Here is a 15,620-nt window from a genome sequence, read left to right on the forward strand (position 1 = left end):
GCCGGGTGGAGGAGCCCGATGATGTCGATCGAGTTCCCGCAGACGTTGGCCTCCAGGTTGATCGGGACCTGGATCACGTTGCCGGACAGGATGCCGGGCGAACCGATGGCGGCCCCGTTGGCGGTGGCGTCGCCGGCGGACGCGGTGCCGGCCCCGGCGAGGACCGTCACCGCGGCGAGGGCGGTGGCGGCGAAGGTGGTACGCATACGCATTGCGTCACTCCTTGTGAGCAGAGCGGGTCGAAGTGTGACGATCACACCTCGCCCACGATCACAAGGGATGCGCCCCTCCGCACGCCGGATTCGCCCGTCTAGGGCGTGTCGCCCTCCCGACCCACCGGCGCCGCCGCCTCCGACCCGGCGACACTCAGTGATTCCAGCAGCTCCCGGGCCGGACGCAGCCCGGGTTCGGCCGCCAGCGCGCGGTGCAGCAGCCCGAGGGCGAGCAGCCCCTCCCCGGCCGCCAGGGCCTCCAGCGCCCGGTTGTAGTCGATCCGTCCGGCGTAACGCAGCCGGAACAGCACGGACAGGTCCTCCCGGCAGGACGGGCAGCGCAGGGTCACCGGGTCCGCCGGCACCGTGCACAGCGGGCACGGCACCGGCGGGGCCTCCGGGGCTGCCACGGCACCCGCGGCGGGCCCGGGGAGGGCGGGGCCGGGGAGCCCGGTGCCCACGGCGTCCACGGTGGACACGGTGGACACGGCAGGCGCGGCAGGCGCGGATTCCGCGGCGCTCATCGCGGCCCCGCCTCCTCCGGCCGGACCGGGCCGAGCGACTCCTGGGCCGGCTCGCTGCCCAGCTCCCGCTGCGCCTGCGCGTACAGGGCCAGCAGGTTCGACATGTGGGTGTTCACGTCCGCCATGTTGGGCGCCTCCACGGCCTCGTCCAGCCCGCGCAGCTCGGCCATGATCAGCTGGGCCAGGGCGGGCGAGACCATGTTCTGGGTCACGTAGACGTTGCACATGGTCAGCATCCGCATGGTGTGCCCGAGCGAGTCGCACAGCTCGTCCGCCTTGCGGGCCGAGCGCACCGCGCCGTCCCAGTCGGCGGCCTCCCGGCGCAGCCGCAGCTCGGCGGCCACCGACCGCAGCCGGTCCAGGTCGCTCGGGTCGAGGAGCTTCTCGCAGTAGTGGATGAACAGGCTCAGGTACGCCTCGGAGCCGCGCACCCAGCGCTGGGCCTTGAGCTGCTGCTGGGCCCGCTCCAGCGCCGCGTCCACCGACTGGCCGCGGGTCTGCCCGGCCGCCAGGTCGTCCAGGGTGTCCATCAGCCGCTGCGCCTCGCGCATCTCGGCCTCGGTCAGCTCGCCGCCCCAGCGGTCGGTGAAGGACTCGATCTGCCGCTGCTGCTCCTCCACCTGCACCTTCAGCTCGGGGTCGAGGGTGACCCGCTCCAGCTTGACGGTCTTCTCGGCGCCGCCCTGGATCCGCACCGACAGCGTGATGGTGCGGTCCCGGTCGAGGCCGAAGGCGACCTCCACCGGGGTGCGGCCGCCCAGGCCCTCGGGCAGCCGCAGGGTGAGGTGGCCGATCAGCTCGTTCTGCTGGGCGATCTCGTGCTCGCCCTCGTAGACCGCGACCTCCAGCCGCTGCCGGCCGCTGCCGGAGACCACGAACTCCCGGCTGACCGGCGAACTCGTCGGGTAGCTGGTGTTCTTGGGGATGATGACGGCGAGCCGGCCGTCGTTCAGCTCGATGCCGAGGTTCTTCGGCGTGATGTCGAACGGGTTGGTGACCTGCGCCAGCTCGCCGCACCCCGGGCAGACCTCACAGCCCGGCGGGTTCACCACGCCGCAGGAGGCGCAGCGCAGACCGACGTCCTCGGCGGCGGTGGTGGCCACCCTGGTGTGGCCGGGGGCGGCCGAGTTGAGCGGCTCGCCGCACAGCTCGCAGGCGGTGACGCCGGGGGCGGCCGGGGTGCCGCAGCGCGGGCAGTTGCCGCCGTGCACCACCGCGGTGGCCCTGGTGGCCTGTCGCGGGACCGCGCCGCCGCCCGAACCGTCCAGCGCCTGCTCGCACTTGGGGCAGGCGGCCGCCCCGGCGTCGACCGGGAGGTGGCAGGTCGGGCAGGAGACCCGGTCGCCGCCGAGCAGGCCGGCGGCGCAGTTGGCGCAGTTGGAGGCGGACAGGTCGCCGGGGGCCCGGCACTCGGGGCACTCCACCTCGCCGACCAGCGCGGACTGCACGGCCGCGCCGAGCGCCACGCACTGCATCGGGTTGACGCCCCGCCGGATCCGCCGGGGGCCGAAGACCTCGCCGAGCCGGCGGGCGACCAGCGGGATCGCGGTCGAGCCGCCGACCAGCACCACCTCGTCGATGTCCCCGACGGTCAGGTTGGCCTGCATGATGGCCTTGTGGGTCAGCTCGATGGTGCGCTCGATCCGGGCCTCGATCAGCTCCTCGAAGCGGGCGCGCTCGAACTCCGTCTCCAGCACCAGCTGTCCGGCGCCCAGGCCCGGCAGGATGACCTCGGAGGACTCCTGGTGGGAGAGCTCGATCTTGATGGTCTCGGCGGTGGCGGCGATCTTCGGACGGTCGCGCAGGTCGGGCTGGTACTCCGCGCCGTACTCCTCGCGGATGTCCTCCAGCAGCGCGGTGGTGATCCCCCGGTCGAAGTCGTCGCCGCCGAGCAGGTTGTCGCCCTCGATGCCGAGCACCGAGACCGAGCCGGGCACCAGCAGCAGGATGGAGATGTCGAAGGTGCCGCCGCCGAGGTCGTAGACCAGGACGGTCTTCCCCTCGTCGCCCGCCTCGGAGGTGATGCCGTAGGCGAGGGCGGCGGCGGTCGGCTCGTTGATGATCCGCAGCACGTGCAGGCCGGCCATCCGGCCCGCCTCCTGGGTGGCCGCGACCTGCCGCTCGCCGAAGTACGCGGGGACGGTGATGACGGCCCGGTGGAAGGGCTCGCCGAAGCGCTGCTCGGCGTCCTCCTTGAGGCGGTGCAGGATGATCGCGGAGATCTCGATCGGGGTGTACGAGCGGCCGTTGAACCAGACGTTGACGTCGCCGTCGGTGCCCGCGGTGACCTTGTAGTCCACCTCCTTCAGGGCCGCCTGGACCTGCGGGTCCTTGAACTTGCGGCCCATGAAGCGCTTGACCGAGCGGATCACGTTGGCGCCGTCGACGGCGATCCGGCTGCGCGCGGTGGAACCCACCAGCAGCTCGCCCTTGCGGCCGCTGCCGACCACGGAGGGCGTCGCCTCCTGGTTCTGCCGGTTGAAGATGATCTCCGGCTCGCCCCGGCGCAGGTGGGCGACCACGGAGTTGGTGGTGCCCAGGTCGATGCCGAGTGTGCGGTACATGTCGTTCCCCTCTTGCCCCTCGTGGTCCTGGCTACTTCTTGCGCTTCGCCTGCTGGGCCTGGTGGGCCTGCTTGGCCTGCTTCACCTGCACGGCCTGCTCGGCCACGGCCTTGGCCCGGCGGCGGGCCCGGGGCGGGGCCGCCTTGGGCTGAGCGCGGGTGACCGGCGCGGCGGCTTCGGGTGCGTCGTGCGCCTCGGGTGCGTCGGCCGCCCCGGGCTCGACGGGCGCCTCGGGCTCGACGGCTTCGGCGGCTTCGGTGGCTCCGGCGGCTTCCGTGGTGTCGAGAACTTCGAGGGCTTCGACGGGCTCGGGCGCCTCCGGCTCGACCTGCTCCGAGTACGGGTCCGGGGGCGACTCCGGTTCCGGTTCCAGCTCCGGCTCCGGCTCCAGCTCCGGCTCCGGCTCCGGCTCCGGTGCGGCGACCACCACCTGGGCCCGGCGCAGCACCTCGTCCCCCCAGAAGAACCCGGTCACCACCGTCCGCACCACCGTCTCCGGCGCCACCCCGGACCGGGCCTCGGTGCCCACGATCTCGGTCAGGTCCGGGTCGGCCGTCATGCCGTCCAGCCGCATCGGCCGCACCCTGGCCTTGGCGAGCCGGCCGAGCAGCCGGCGCCGGGTGGCCTCCAGACCGGCGCCGCGCCCGAGCGCCACCAGCTCGCGGTCCAGGCCGAGGGCGGCGAGCGCGTCGTCCACCTCGACCAGGATGCCCAGCAGTTCGCGCTGCTCGGCCAGGGCCTCCTGCTTCTGCTCGGTCAGCTTGCTCCCCAGCAGGGACGCCCGGAAGAGCAGCCGGCCGAACGCCTGCTCCAGGTCGACCTCCTCGACGCCGGGGGGGATCTCCAACGGCCGGTGGCCGGCAACCAGGGCTTCGGCGGGCGCGGCGGTGGGCACGTCGGTGGATGCGTCGGTCATTCCGGGACCTCGATCTGCGGCAGCACGGACAGGTCCGCCGCGTAGCGGGCGGGGACGGGCGGTTCGGGGTCGGCGCCGCCGGGGGCGGGCTCGGCGAAGTCGGCGGCCAGTTCGGCCCGGTGGAGGGCGGGCAGGGCGGCGGGCGGCAGCGGCGGGCGCTCGATCACCAGCAGCGGCTCGGCGAGCGCGGGGGCGAGCAGCTCGGCGGCTTGGTCGACGGGCTCCGGCGGGAGGGGCCGCTGGAGGTCCGCCTCCAGGCGCCGGTCCGGGTTGCGCAGCAGCGCGGCGGCCTCCTGGATCTGCTGCCGGGTGTACCGGCCGGCCCGCATCGCCGGTCCGACGGCGAGGTTGATCTCGCGCACGCCGGCCGTGAGCGGGATGCCCAGGACCTCGTACGGCGACGGTTCGTGCAGTGGCATGGCGGGCGGTCTCTCTCCTCACGGTGGCGGTGGCGGTGGTGCTTCGGGTGACGGCTCGGCCTGCGACGTCCGGTCCGTGGCGTACGGTCTGCGACGTCCGGTCCGTGGCGTACGGTCCAGGACGCTTCCAACTGCCGTGCGGTTGCCGTCAGTAGAGCGAGTTGATCCGCATCTGCATGGCGTGCAGCTCGATGTCGTCCGGGCTGTACTCGACGGCCGTGCGGGCCAGCTCCCGGGCCTCGCGCAGCTTCCGGGCGTTGGCCTGTTGGACGGCGAACGAGCCGTAGACGATGCCGAGTTCGCGGCGCAGCTTGTCGGTGTCCTCCGGGGTGCCGGACAGTTCGAGCGCCTCCTCCAGCAGCTTGATCGCCGCGCGGTAGCGGCGGCCCTCGTAGTGGCCGATGGCCTTGCCCCGCCAGAGGCTGACCATCAGGCGGCGGATGTCGGTCGAGTCGTCGTAGGACCTGGCCTTCTGGAGCATCGCGGCCTGCTCGGTGAACGGCTGGTCCTGCATGGCGTCCACCACGTGGTTGGCGAGCAGCACCGAGACCCGGCGCGGGGCCTCGTGCTCGACCCCGCCCTCCCACTCCGGGTCGGCGCGCAGCGCCTCGGCCATCCATGCGACGGCGCGCCGGCGGTCGTCGGCGAAGGCCGCCGAGCGGGCGAGCTGGCGCAGCACGAAGATCAGGCCGATCCGGTGGTCCGGGTCGGGGTTGAGTTCGATGAGCGCCCGCCAGGCGTCGGCGGCCTCCTCCAGTTCCGCGTCGGTGGCGTCGGGGTGGCTGAGCTGGCCGGCCCGGTTGCCGAGGGCGGCCTCCAGGAAGTGCCGGGCGGTCGGGTCCCCGGGGACCAGCTCCAGGCTCTTCTCCAGCAGCCCGAGGGCGCGGGAGTAGTCCTTGTCCTCGTTGTTGATCTTGCGTGCCCACTGGGCGTAGGTGGCGCCGAGGTCGCCCCGCACCTCGGGGTCGTCGGGGGCCAATGCCAGGGCCTTCTCCAGGAGTTCGGCGGCTCCGGCCTGGTCGTCCAGGCTGTTCTTGAGCAGCGCGCGGGCGGCCCGGACCCCGGACTCGGCGGCGATCGCGGCGGCGTCGGCGGGCAGCCGGGCGCCGGGGACGGCCCGGGCGCGGGAGAGGCTGTCCAGGGCCTCGCGCCAGTCCTGGTTGCGGTGGTGCTCGCGGGCCTGGCTGACCAGGGACTCACCGAGCAGCTGCTGCCAGTCCTCGCCGCGCCGCTGCTCGGGCACCGCGTCCAGGGCGGCGACGGCGGCGGCCTGCCGGCCCTGGAGCTGTAGGTAGCGCTGCGCGCCGAGTTCGCCGAACAGGCCGAGGGCCCGGGTGGGAGCGGGCACGTCGGGGCCGGCCGAGCGCTGCCGCCAGGGCCGGACCGCCTGCTCGAAGGCCTCGGCCCAGCCGCCCGCTCCGGGCTCGGCGCGCAGCAGCCGGTCGAGGGCCGGGCCGAGCGCGAGGCGGCGGGCCGGGCGGCCGGGCAGGGTGATCCGGACGTCCTCCTGGGCGAACGCGTCCGCGCAGTGCGTCTCCAGGCCGAGGCGCAGCGTCCAGGCGGTGACCTCGTCCCCGCTGCGCCCGGCGGCCCGGTCGAGGGCGCGCAGGTCGTCGCGGAGGCGGTCGAGCAGTCCGGTACGGGCGGCGGCCAGCCGCTGGGGCTCGGCGGTGCGGCCGGTGGTCCGGGCGGACTCGGCCCACAGCTGGGGCTGGTGCAGGGCGGCGACCAGGCTGCCGAGCGTCCAGGCCCAGACCTCCTGGCCGGGGGCGTCGGAGGTGTCGGGGGCGTCGAGGGTGTCGGGGGTGTCGGAACCGTCGCCGGTAGAGGAGGCGGCGGTAGCGAAGGCGAGCCGGTAGCCGGCCAGGCCGAGCGCGTGCAGCAGCCGGGGGTGGGCCGGGTCCGTGAGCAGCAGCTCGCGGTAGGCCTCCCAGGCCTCACGGTGACGGCCGTCGAGGACGGCCTGGTGCGCCTCGTGCTCGGCGAGCAGGACGAGCGCGCCGGCCGCCCGCTCACGGCCCGGCACCTCGCGCCCCGGCACCCCGTCGCCGGGGACCGGCTGGAGCGCCTGGCGCAGGTCGACGGCGGCCTGGCCGAGCCGACCGGCGGCGAGGGCGGCGCCGGCCCGGCGGACCAGGATGGCCGCGCGGGCCGCCCCGGCCGCCGCGGGCAGCCCGGCCAGGGCCTCGTCCAGGCGGCCGAGTTCGGCGCGCAGCAGGGCGAGGTCGGTCCGGACGGGCGCGGCGGCGGCGCCGTCGCCGAGCGCCTCGGCCCAGCGGGCGAGCACCGGTTCGGCCTGCTCGGGGGTGCCGGCCCGGCGGGCGCAGTCGAGGACGGCGCGCAGCGCGGGGGCGGAGCAGCGCACGCAGCGCGGCGAGGCGGCGGCCTCGGGGGCGTGCTGGTGGTCGGGGCAGGCCTCGCGGCCGCAGCCGCCGCAGGTGCCGGTGGCGGGGCGGTCGCAGAGCGCGCAGTCGCCGGCCGGCGCCGCCGCGGCCGTCTCGGAGGTCAGGAAGTGCCGGTACCAGTCCAGGGCGGCGGTCCAGTTGCCGGCCCGTTCGGCGAGCAGGGCGCGCAGCCTGGCGGTGGCCGGGTCGCCGGCCGGGTCGGGCGGGCCGAGGAGGGCGATCGTCCGGGCCGGACGGCCGGCCAGCAGGGCGACGGCGGCCAGGTGGTAGCGGTCGCGCAGGCCGTGGCCGGCGTCGAGCAGGGCGGCGACCGGCTCCGGGGTGCCCTCGGCGAGGGCGAGGGCGGCGCGCAGCCGGGCCTGCCGGTGGGTGAGGGCGCCGGGCAGGGTGTCGGCGAGGGCGAGCGCGGCGGCGGCGCGGCGGCGCGGTTCGGCGTGGTCGCGGCCGGTGACCAGCAGGTGGGCGGCCTCGCGCAGGGCGGCTTCGCGCAGCGCGGCCCGGTAGCCGGGGGCGGCCGGGTGCTCGGCGGTGGCCTGCTGCCAGAGTTCGCGGGCGGCCGCCGGGTCGGTGTCCAGCCGGGTGCGGGCGAGCCGGTCGCGGGCCAGGGCCCGGCGGGGGCGCAGGTCCTCGTCGTCCAGCGCCTCCCAGCGGGCGAGGGCGCCGGCCGGGTCGCCGGTGCGGGCGAGGGCGAGGCCGTGGTGGAAGGCGGCGACGGCGGTCCAGCGGGTGCCCGGTTCGGTGCCGCCCCGGGCGCCTGCCCCGGCCCCGGCTCCGGCGTCGGCGTCGGCCGCTCTGTCGGCCTCGGTGCGCAGGGCCGGCTCGGCCTCCTCGGCCCGCCCGGCGGCGAGCAGGGCGGCGCCGAGCCGGACCCGGGCGGGGCGCCAGTCGGGGGCCGTGTCGAGGCCGGCCCGGTAGTCGGCGGCGGCCTCGGCGGGGCGTTCGGCGCGCTCGTGCACGAGGGCGAGGCCGAACCGGGCCGGGGCGTAGTCGGGCCGGACGGTCAGGGCGGCGGTGAACTGCTCCCGGGCCTGCTCGTCGGCGCCGAGCAGCAGGGCGAGCCGCCCGAGGGCGTAGCGGGGGCGGGGGTCGGTCGGGCTCTCGCCGGCGGCGCCCGCGAGGTCGGCCCAGGCCGCCTCGGTGGCGCCGAGGCGCTGGCGGGCCAGCCCGCGGAAGAGCAGGCCGTCGGTGCGCAGGGCCGGGCCGCGCCCCCACGGGGAGGGTTCGCCGGGGCCGCGGCGCAGCGCCTCGTCGAAGGCGGCGACGGCGGGTTCGTCGCGGTGCAGGGTGTAGAGCTGGGCGCCCCAGCGGAACCAGAGTTCGGCGCTGCCGGAGGGGGCCGCGGCGGCGAGCAGGGCCTCGGCCTCGGCGGCCCGGTCGGTGGCGCGCAGCAGGGCGGCCCGGGCGAGCACCGGCCAGTCCCGGCCGGGCAGGGCCGCGAGGGCGCGGGCGGTGGTGTCCTCGCGCTGCTCGGGGGCGCCGTCGCGGCAGCGGTGCTGGAGGTGGTCGACGGTGCGGGCGACGGTCTCGGCCTCCGGGCCGGGCTCGGCGCCGGCGGCGGTGGCCTGGAGGAGGGCGAACAGCGGGCCGAGGTCGCCGTCGGGGTCGAGCATCCGTTCCTCGGCGAGCAGGCGCAGGCTCCACCGGGGCAGCTGCCGGGCCGGGTCGGCGAGCAGCGGGTAGGCCTCGCGGTGCAGGGCGAGGGTGGCCTGCTGGTCGCCGGTGGGGACGGTGGCCTCGGCCTGGCCGAGCAGGGCGAGGCCGCGCTGCGGGCCCAACTCCCCGGGCGCGTCGGCGAGTCGGCGGGCCAGCCGGGCGTAGCGGCGGCGGGCCTGGGCGTCCCGGCCGGCGGCGAGCCGTTCGGCGGCGGCGGCCAGTTCCCTCGCCACCGCCGCGGCGTCCAGGGCCCGTCTGCGGCGGGCCAGCACGACGGCGGCCGCACCGGCCAGTGCCACCACGACCAGCAGCACCGCTAACAGCGCCATGCACCGTCCCCCTGGGTTCGGACACCATCCATCCCATGACCAACTGACTTCTGGCGATCATGAGTTGACGTCGTGTCGTGATGTTGCTCGGGCGCCATCAGAATAGGCCCTCGATCGGACAGCCGAACAGGAAAGCGCACTATCCTGGGCAGCGCGGCAGCCGTACGACAGCAGCACAGCAGCAGCTCGTCGGGAGCGGAACGGCAGCACAGGCAGCAGCGCGTCGGCGGTATCCGGACCGGCGCGTCAACAGCGGTCAACCGTCGGGGGTCGAGTGTCGGAGTCGCGTTGGGTGCCCGGGCTCCGGTTCGGGCCGGAGTTCGACCCCGAGCAGTACGAGCTCCTGGAGTTCCACCACCGGGGCGGCGAGGCCGAGGTGTGGCGGGCGGTCCGCACCGGGCACAACGGGCGCAAGGAACTGGTCGCCGCGAAGATCATGCTGGAGCGCGACCCGGGCGAGGTGCGGCGCTGGCTCGGCCGCTGGGACGACGTCTCGCACAACGCGCACCGGCTGGGCGTCACCGACCTGGTCGTGCCCAGCTTCCTGCTCGGCCCCTCCCCGCACCGGCCCGGCACCCCGCCCGGCGGTGCGCTGCTGGGCTACCAGATCTCGCCCTGGGTCGAGGGCGTGCCGCTGCACACCTGGGCGCGCGGCCAGCGCGGCGGCCCGCCGGCGGTGGCCGAGGTGCTGACCCGGCTCTGCCGGATCGTCGACGAGCTGCACCGCAAGCGCTGGGTGCACCGCGACATCTCCCCCGCCAACGTCCTGGTGGACGGCCAGGGGCAGGTCAAGCTGATCGACCTGACCTTCCTCGCCCCGCTGGACCACACCCTGACCGTCGCGGTGTTCACCCCCGGGCACGTCCCGCCGGAGGCCGAGCAGGTCGGCGGCTTCCCGACCACCGCCAAGGACCTGTTCGCGGTCGGCACCCTCGCCCGCACCCTGCTGCTGCCCGACCACGGCCGCCTGGACCACCGGCTGGCCGCCGAGCAGGCCCGCGCCGAACTGCTGGCGGCGGGCTACGGCGAGGAGCTGACGCGCTGGGCCTGCGAACCGCTGGCCCGGGACCCGGAGCGCCGCCCCGCCCCGCTCGGCCCATGGGCCGCCCGGGGTCGTGAACTGCTGCGCGCCCACCGGCCGGTGGCCCGCACCGCGGGCCTGGCCGTGCTGCCCGACCCGGCCGGGCGGCCACTGGTGGTCACCGGCGGCGCCGACGGTACCGCGCTGGCCGGGCCCGGCCGCCCCGGCCGCGCGCTTCCGGCAGGCCAGGGGCCCTCCGCCGTACGGGAGTTGACGGCCGGCTGGGCCGGACACCCGGGCGAGCTGGTGGTCTGCGCCGAGGACCGCGGCGGCACCCTGTGGGTCGGTACGGGCGCGGGCTGGTGGGAGGCGGCGCGCGGGGTCAACGGCCTGGCGGGCGCGGTCGGTTCGGCCGGGGAGATGACGGTGTGGACGGCCGTCGGCGGCGCGCTGCGCTCGTACCGCTGGGCACCCGGCCGCACCCTCACCGGCCAGGAGCACCCCGGCTGCCCGGCCGACCGGGTGCTCGCCGCCGAGGAGGAGCGGCCCGGCGGCTGGCTGCTGCTGGTCGAGCACCGCGAACGGCTGCTGAGCTGGCGGCCCGGCGCTGCCCGACCGGCCGTCCCGGTGGGCCCGCCCGGCCCGCTTCGCGCCGGGGCGCTGGCCCGCACCTCCGCCGGGCCCCAGGCCGCCGTGCTGCGGGCGGACGGCTCCGTCCAGCTGCACACGCTGGGCGCGGGCGCGGGGGCAGCCGGATCGGGAACGGAGGCGGGAACGGAGATCGGCGACGGCGAGCCCTCGCTCGGCCTCGCCATGGTGGGCCACCGCGGCGGCCCGACCGTCGCACTGGCCGGGGCCGGCGGCGTACGGCTGCGGCTGCCGGCCGGCGGCGCCTCCCGCCGACCGCGGTGGTGGCGGCCCACGCTGCGCCCGGCCACCCGGGTCGCGCTGGCCGTCGGCGACGACTGGCGGCTGTGCCTGGCGGCGGTGGTGGAGGGCGAGTTGCAGGTGTGGCAGGAGGACGCGGCGTACCGCTGGCAGGCGGTGGAGCTACCGGAGGAGGGTTAGCGTCAGCTCGCTTCCGGGCAGCCCTGGAGGAGCTCGGCGAAGGCCGCTCCGGCGGCGCCGTGCGGGAGGATCCGTTCCGCCCGGCGGCCGTCCGGCGTGCTGATCACGTAGCGCTCGGCGTGGTACGAGAAGTCGTCCCAGGGCTCCCAGGTGTGGGCGCGCAGCAGGGTCCGGCCGCAGCGGGTGCAGCCGATCCACGGTACGAGGACCAGGTCGGCCAGCTCCGGTTCGCTCCAGCCCGTCACCACCTCGGCCTCGTCGCGCTCGCCGTCCAGCAGCCGTACCGGGGCGGGCGCGCCGTCGCCCGGGCAGCGCAGGAGGCCGGGGGCGAGCCGCTCGCGCTCCCCCCACTCCTCGGTGAGCACGGAGATCCGCGCCCGGTCCGTGCCGCCGATCGGGATCTGGCGGGCGAGCAGGCCCTCGACCAGCAGACCGAGCCCGCTCTCCTGCTCGCCGATCGCCCAGCAGTCCTTGACTCCCCGGGCGGCGTCGGCCGGCAGGAGGTCGGCGATCCGGTGCCAGAGCGCGGTGTCTTCGTCCATGCGTCGGACTCTAGTCGCGGGCGATCCGCGCTGGTCGGCCAGGGTCTCCGGCGGCGGGCGCGCGCGGAGGCCCCGGAACCTTGGTGGGGTTCCGGGGCCTCGGCCCGGCGGTGCGGAGCGGCCCTCCCGGGGGGCTCAGCGGAAGCGGCGCAGCCGGAGGCTGTTGCCGACCACGAAGACCGAGGAGAAGGCCATCGCGGCCCCCGCGATCATCGGGTTGAGCATCCCCGCCGCGGCCAGCGGCAGGGCGGCGACATTGTAGCCGAAGGCCCAGAACAGGTTGCCCTTGATGGTGGCCAGGGTCTTGCGGGAGAGCCGGATGGCGTCGGCGGCGGCCAGCAGGTCGCCGCGGACCAGGGTGAGGTCGCCGGCCTCGATGGCGGCGTCCGTACCGGTGCCCATGGCGAGGCCCAGGTCGGCCTGGGCGAGCGCGGCCGCGTCGTTGACGCCGTCGCCGACCATCGCGACGACCTTGCCCTCGGCCTGCAGCCGCTTGACGGTGTCGACCTTGTCCTGCGGCATGACCTCGGCGATCACGTGCTCCGGCCCGATGCCGACCTCGGCCGCCACGGCCTCGGCGACCAGCCGGTTGTCGCCGGTGAGCAGCACCGGGGTCAGACCGAGCGCGCGCAGCCTGCCGATGGCCTCGGCGCTGGTCGGCTTGACCGCGTCGGCGACCTCCAGCACGGCGCGGGCCTCGCCGTCCCAGCCGACCGCGATCGCGGTGCGGCCGGCCGCCTCGGCGGTGCGCTTGGCCTCGGCCAGCGCCTCGGACAGGTGCTGCGACCACTCGTTCAGCAGGGCCTCCCGGCCGGCCACCACGGCGTGGCCGTCCACCACGCCTTGGACGCCCAGGCCCGGGACGTTCTCGAAGCCCTCGACGGCGGGCAGTTCGCCGGCCTTGGCGGCGGCGGTGGCGACGGCCCGGGCGATCGGGTGCTCGGAGGCGTGCTCCAGGGCGCCGGCCAGGCGCAGCACCTCGGCCCGGTCCACGCCCTCGGCGGCGTGCACGGCGAGCAGGGTCATCTGGCCGGTGGTGACGGTGCCGGTCTTGTCCAGGACGATGATGTCGACCCTGCGGGTGGACTCGAGGACCTCCGGGCCCTTGATCAGGACGCCCAGTTGGGCGCCGCGGCCGGTGCCGACCAGCAGGGCGGTCGGGGTGGCCAGGCCGAGGGCGCACGGGCAGGCGATGATCAGTACGGCGACGGCGGCGGTGAAGGCGGCGGTCCAGCCCTCGCCGGTGCCCAGCCAGTAGCCGAGGGTGGCCACCGCGAGGGTGATCACGATCGGGACGAAGACCGCGGAGATCCGGTCCGCGAGGCGCTGGGCGGCGGCCTTGCCGTTCTGCGCCTCCTCGACCAGCCGGGCCATCCGGGACAGCTGGGTGTCGGCACCGACCCGGGTGGCCTCGACCACCAGTCGGCCGCCCGCGTTGACGGTGGCGCCGGTGACACTGTCGCCGACCCCGACCTCGACCGGGACGGACTCGCCGGTCAGCATCGAGGCGTCCACCGCCGAGGCGCCCTCGACCACGGTGCCGTCGGTGGCGATCTTCTCGCCCGGCCGGACCACGAAGCGGTCGCCCACGGCGAGGTCGGCGATCGGGATGCGCACCTCGGCCCCGCCGCGCAGCACCGTCACGTCCTTGGCGCCCAGTTCCAGCAGCGCCTTGAGCGCGGCCCCGGCGGTGCGCTTGGAGCGCGCCTCGAAGTAGCGGCCGGCCAGGATGAAGGCGGTGACCCCGGCCGCCGCCTCCAGGTAGATGTTGGACGAGCCGTCGCCGCGGGCGATGGTGAACTCGAAGCCGTGCCGCATGCCCGGCATCCCGGCGTCGCCGAAGAACAGCGCCCACAGCGACCAGAGGAACGCGGCGGTGGTACCGAGCGAGACCAGGGTGTCCATGGTCGCGGCGCCGTGCCGGGCGTTGGTGAACGCGGCCCGGTGGAACGGCCAGGCGGCGTAGGTGACGACCGGCGCGGCGAGGGTCAGCGACAGCCACTGCCAGTTGTCGAACTGGAGGGCCGGCACCATCGCCATCGCGATCACCGGCACCGCGAGCGCCACGGCGGTGAACAACCGCTGGCGCAGCGGGGCCAGTTCGTCGGCCGGCTCGGCCTGCCCGGCGCCCGAACCCCCTTCCGCCGCCGGGGGCTTGGGCAGCGCGGCGGTGTAGCCGGTGGCCTCGACAGTGGCGATCAGGTCGGCGACCTCGACCCCGCCCTCGAAGGAGACCTTCGCCTTCTCGGTGGCGTAGTTGACGCTGGCCGTGACCCCGTCCATCCGGTTGAGCTTCTTCTCGATCCGGGCCGCGCAGGAGGCGCACGTCATGCCGCCGATCGAGAGTTCCACCTCCGCTGAGGCGGGTGCCTGCGTAGTCATCGTCGCTCCTCGTGACGTCGTCGTGCGGTACGTTCGGCGGCCGGGCCCTCGTACCCATGGGGGGTATCGGGCGGTGCCGGGTTCATTTATACCCCCGAGGGGTATCGGCCGCAAGCCCTGAGGGATACCCCCTGCCCGTATTTTTCGGGGGCGGCGACTGCTTGACTTGATACCCCCATGGGGTATTCACTCATGGGCATCGAGCCACACCGAGTCGCGTCGACCCGTACCGAGGCGCGCCGAACCGCATCACGTCGCGTCGAGCCCCCGCCGGAACCCGAGGAGACCCCATGGCCGGCTACCACAACGACAAGGACCAGCTCCTGCGCCGACTGCGCCGCGTCGAGGGCCAGATCCGCGGCCTCCAGCGCATGGTCGACACCGACACCTACTGCATCGACACGCTCACCCAGGTCTCCGCCGCCACCAAGGCCCTCCAGTCCGTCGCGCTGCAGCTGCTCGACTCCCACCTCGCCCACTGCGTCCACGACGCCATCGCGGGCGGCGGGGCCGAGGCGGACGCCAAGGTCTCCGAGGCCACCCAGGCCATCGCCCGGCTCATGCGGACCTGAACCCCCTCTTCACTCCACGCCCGCCCCGCACCCCGCACCCCGCACCCCGCACCCCGAGGAGAAACCCGCCATGAACACCCCGCTGCGCATCACCGCCTTCACCGCCGGACTCGCCGCCGCCTTCGGCCTCGCCCTCGGCGTCGGCCACGCCACCGGCAGCGGCCCCTCCCCCAAGCCCGCCACCACCGCGCACGGCGGTCACGGCGGACCCGGCGGACACGGAGGTCACGGCGGGGAGCCGACGGACGGCGGCGCCGAGCACCTGCCCGGCGGACTCCAGGTCTCCGAACGCGGCTACACGCTCAGCGTCGAGAACCCGTTCGTGACCGCCGGTTCCCCCACCGACCTGCGCTTCCGCATCCTCGGCGCGGACGGCAAGCCCGTCACCGCCTACCAGCAGCAGCACGAGAAGGACCTGCACCTGATCGTCGCCCCGCGCGACCTGTCGACCTTCCAGCACCTGCACCCGACCCTGGCCGCCGACGGCACCTGGAGCGCCCGGACCGCCGTCCCCGCCGCCGGGGCGTACCGGGTCTTCGCGGACTTCACCCCGGCCGGGGCGAGCGAGGGCCTCACCCTCGGCGCCGACCTGCACGCCGCGGGCGACCTGCGGCCCGCCCCGCTGCCGGAGACCGGACGGACCGTCACCGTCGACGGCTACACCGTCACCCTCGGCGGCGACCTCACGCCCGGGCGCAGCGGCGCGCTCACCCTGAGCGTCAGCAAGGACGGCAAGCCGGTCACCGACCTCCAGCCCTACCTCGGCGCGTACGGCCACCTCGTCGCCCTGCGCGCCGGCGACCTCGCCTACCTGCACGTCCACCCGGACACCGGCACCCCGGGCCCGGAGATCGGCTTCACCGCCACCGCCCCGAGCACCGGCAGCTACCGCCTCTTCCTGGACTTCAAGCACCAGGACACCGTCCGCACGGCGGCCTTCACCGTGACGACGGACGGCGCCGCCGCCCCGGACGGCCATCAGCACTGAGCGCGCCCGTACGAAATACGAAAGG

The 15,620-nt window shown here is 75.8% G+C and carries 11 protein-coding genes; 3 read left to right on the forward strand and 8 right to left on the reverse strand.

The genetic code is table 11. From position 1 onward, the window contains the following. From ACFU6K_RS10660 to ACFU6K_RS10685, 6 genes are all read right to left on the reverse strand, one after another. On the reverse strand, positions 1–212 hold a 212-nt coding region (locus ACFU6K_RS10660), incomplete at its 3' end, for a chaplin (protein WP_380662194.1). 98 nt (positions 213–310) lie between these two features. Further along, the gene (locus ACFU6K_RS10665) at positions 311–691 is read right to left on the reverse strand and encodes a hypothetical protein (RefSeq protein WP_380662195.1); all 381 of its coding nucleotides are present in this window, start codon (positions 689–691) and stop codon (positions 311–313) included. Positions 692–732: 41 nt separating this feature from the next. Further along, the gene (locus ACFU6K_RS10670) at positions 733–3,300 is read right to left on the reverse strand and encodes an Hsp70 family protein (RefSeq protein ID WP_380662196.1); all 2,568 of its coding nucleotides are present in this window, start codon (positions 3,298–3,300) and stop codon (positions 733–735) included. A gap of 31 nt (positions 3,301–3,331) precedes the next feature. After that, positions 3,332–4,216 (reverse strand): nucleotide exchange factor GrpE, encoded by an 885-nt coding sequence (locus ACFU6K_RS10675; RefSeq protein WP_380662197.1) that lies wholly within the window; start codon positions 4,214–4,216, stop codon positions 3,332–3,334. Continuing rightward, complete coding sequence (locus ACFU6K_RS10680; protein WP_380662198.1) at positions 4,213–4,635, reverse strand: hypothetical protein; 423 nt, start codon at positions 4,633–4,635, stop codon at positions 4,213–4,215. The genes ACFU6K_RS10675 and ACFU6K_RS10680 overlap by 4 nt, the downstream gene beginning before the upstream one ends. Before the next feature lie 148 nt (positions 4,636–4,783). Then, a complete protein-coding gene (locus ACFU6K_RS10685; RefSeq protein ID WP_380662199.1) occupies positions 4,784–9,022 on the reverse strand; it encodes a hypothetical protein in 4,239 nt (1,412 codons plus the stop codon). Positions 9,023–9,314: 292 nt separating this feature from the next. Here ACFU6K_RS10685 and ACFU6K_RS10690 point away from each other — a divergent pair, with 292 nt between their 5' ends. Then, a complete protein-coding gene (locus ACFU6K_RS10690) occupies positions 9,315–11,111 on the forward strand; it encodes a hypothetical protein (RefSeq protein ID WP_380662200.1) in 1,797 nt (598 codons plus the stop codon). A 2-nt stretch (positions 11,112–11,113) separates the two neighbouring features. Here ACFU6K_RS10690 and ACFU6K_RS10695 read toward each other — a convergent pair whose 3' ends face one another. Both ACFU6K_RS10695 and ACFU6K_RS10700 read right to left on the reverse strand, forming a co-directional pair. Then, a complete protein-coding gene (locus ACFU6K_RS10695; RefSeq protein ID WP_380662201.1) occupies positions 11,114–11,653 on the reverse strand; it encodes a hypothetical protein in 540 nt (179 codons plus the stop codon). A 135-nt stretch (positions 11,654–11,788) separates the two neighbouring features. Further along, positions 11,789–14,035: a heavy metal translocating P-type ATPase gene (locus ACFU6K_RS10700; RefSeq protein ID WP_380662202.1), complete on the reverse strand. Its 2,247-nt coding sequence runs from the start codon at positions 14,033–14,035 to the stop codon at positions 11,789–11,791. 248 nt (positions 14,036–14,283) lie between these two features. Here ACFU6K_RS10700 and ACFU6K_RS10705 point away from each other — a divergent pair, with 248 nt between their 5' ends. Next, positions 14,284–14,607, forward strand: coding sequence for a metal-sensitive transcriptional regulator (locus ACFU6K_RS10705; RefSeq protein ID WP_380662204.1), 324 nt, complete (start codon positions 14,284–14,286; stop codon positions 14,605–14,607). Between the two features lie 70 nt (positions 14,608–14,677). Beyond that, positions 14,678–15,595 (forward strand): hypothetical protein, encoded by a 918-nt coding sequence (locus ACFU6K_RS10710; protein WP_380662203.1) that lies wholly within the window; start codon positions 14,678–14,680, stop codon positions 15,593–15,595. Positions 15,596–15,620 lie beyond the last annotated feature (25 nt).

Origin of the sequence: Kitasatospora sp. NPDC057512 (assembly GCF_042802135.1) — a bacterium.
Lineage (GTDB): Bacteria > Actinomycetota > Actinomycetes > Streptomycetales > Streptomycetaceae > Kitasatospora.

Excerpts from the sequence above, each read along its gene's own strand:
- ACFU6K_RS10680 (WP_380662198.1), bottom strand. The coding sequence starts at position 4,635 with ATGCCACTGCACGAACCGTCGCCGTACGAGGTCCTGGGCATCCCGCTC.
- ACFU6K_RS10675 (WP_380662197.1), bottom strand. The coding sequence starts at position 4,216 with ATGACCGACGCATCCACCGACGTGCCCACCGCCGCGCCCGCCGAAGCC.
- ACFU6K_RS10710 (WP_380662203.1), top strand. The coding sequence starts at position 14,678 with ATGAACACCCCGCTGCGCATCACCGCCTTCACCGCCGGACTCGCCGCC.
- ACFU6K_RS10670 (WP_380662196.1), bottom strand. The coding sequence starts at position 3,300 with ATGTACCGCACACTCGGCATCGACCTGGGCACCACCAACTCCGTGGTC.
- ACFU6K_RS10695 (WP_380662201.1), bottom strand. The coding sequence starts at position 11,653 with ATGGACGAAGACACCGCGCTCTGGCACCGGATCGCCGACCTCCTGCCG.
- ACFU6K_RS10700 (WP_380662202.1), bottom strand. The coding sequence starts at position 14,035 with ATGACTACGCAGGCACCCGCCTCAGCGGAGGTGGAACTCTCGATCGGC.
- ACFU6K_RS10685 (WP_380662199.1), bottom strand. The coding sequence starts at position 9,022 with ATGGCGCTGTTAGCGGTGCTGCTGGTCGTGGTGGCACTGGCCGGTGCG.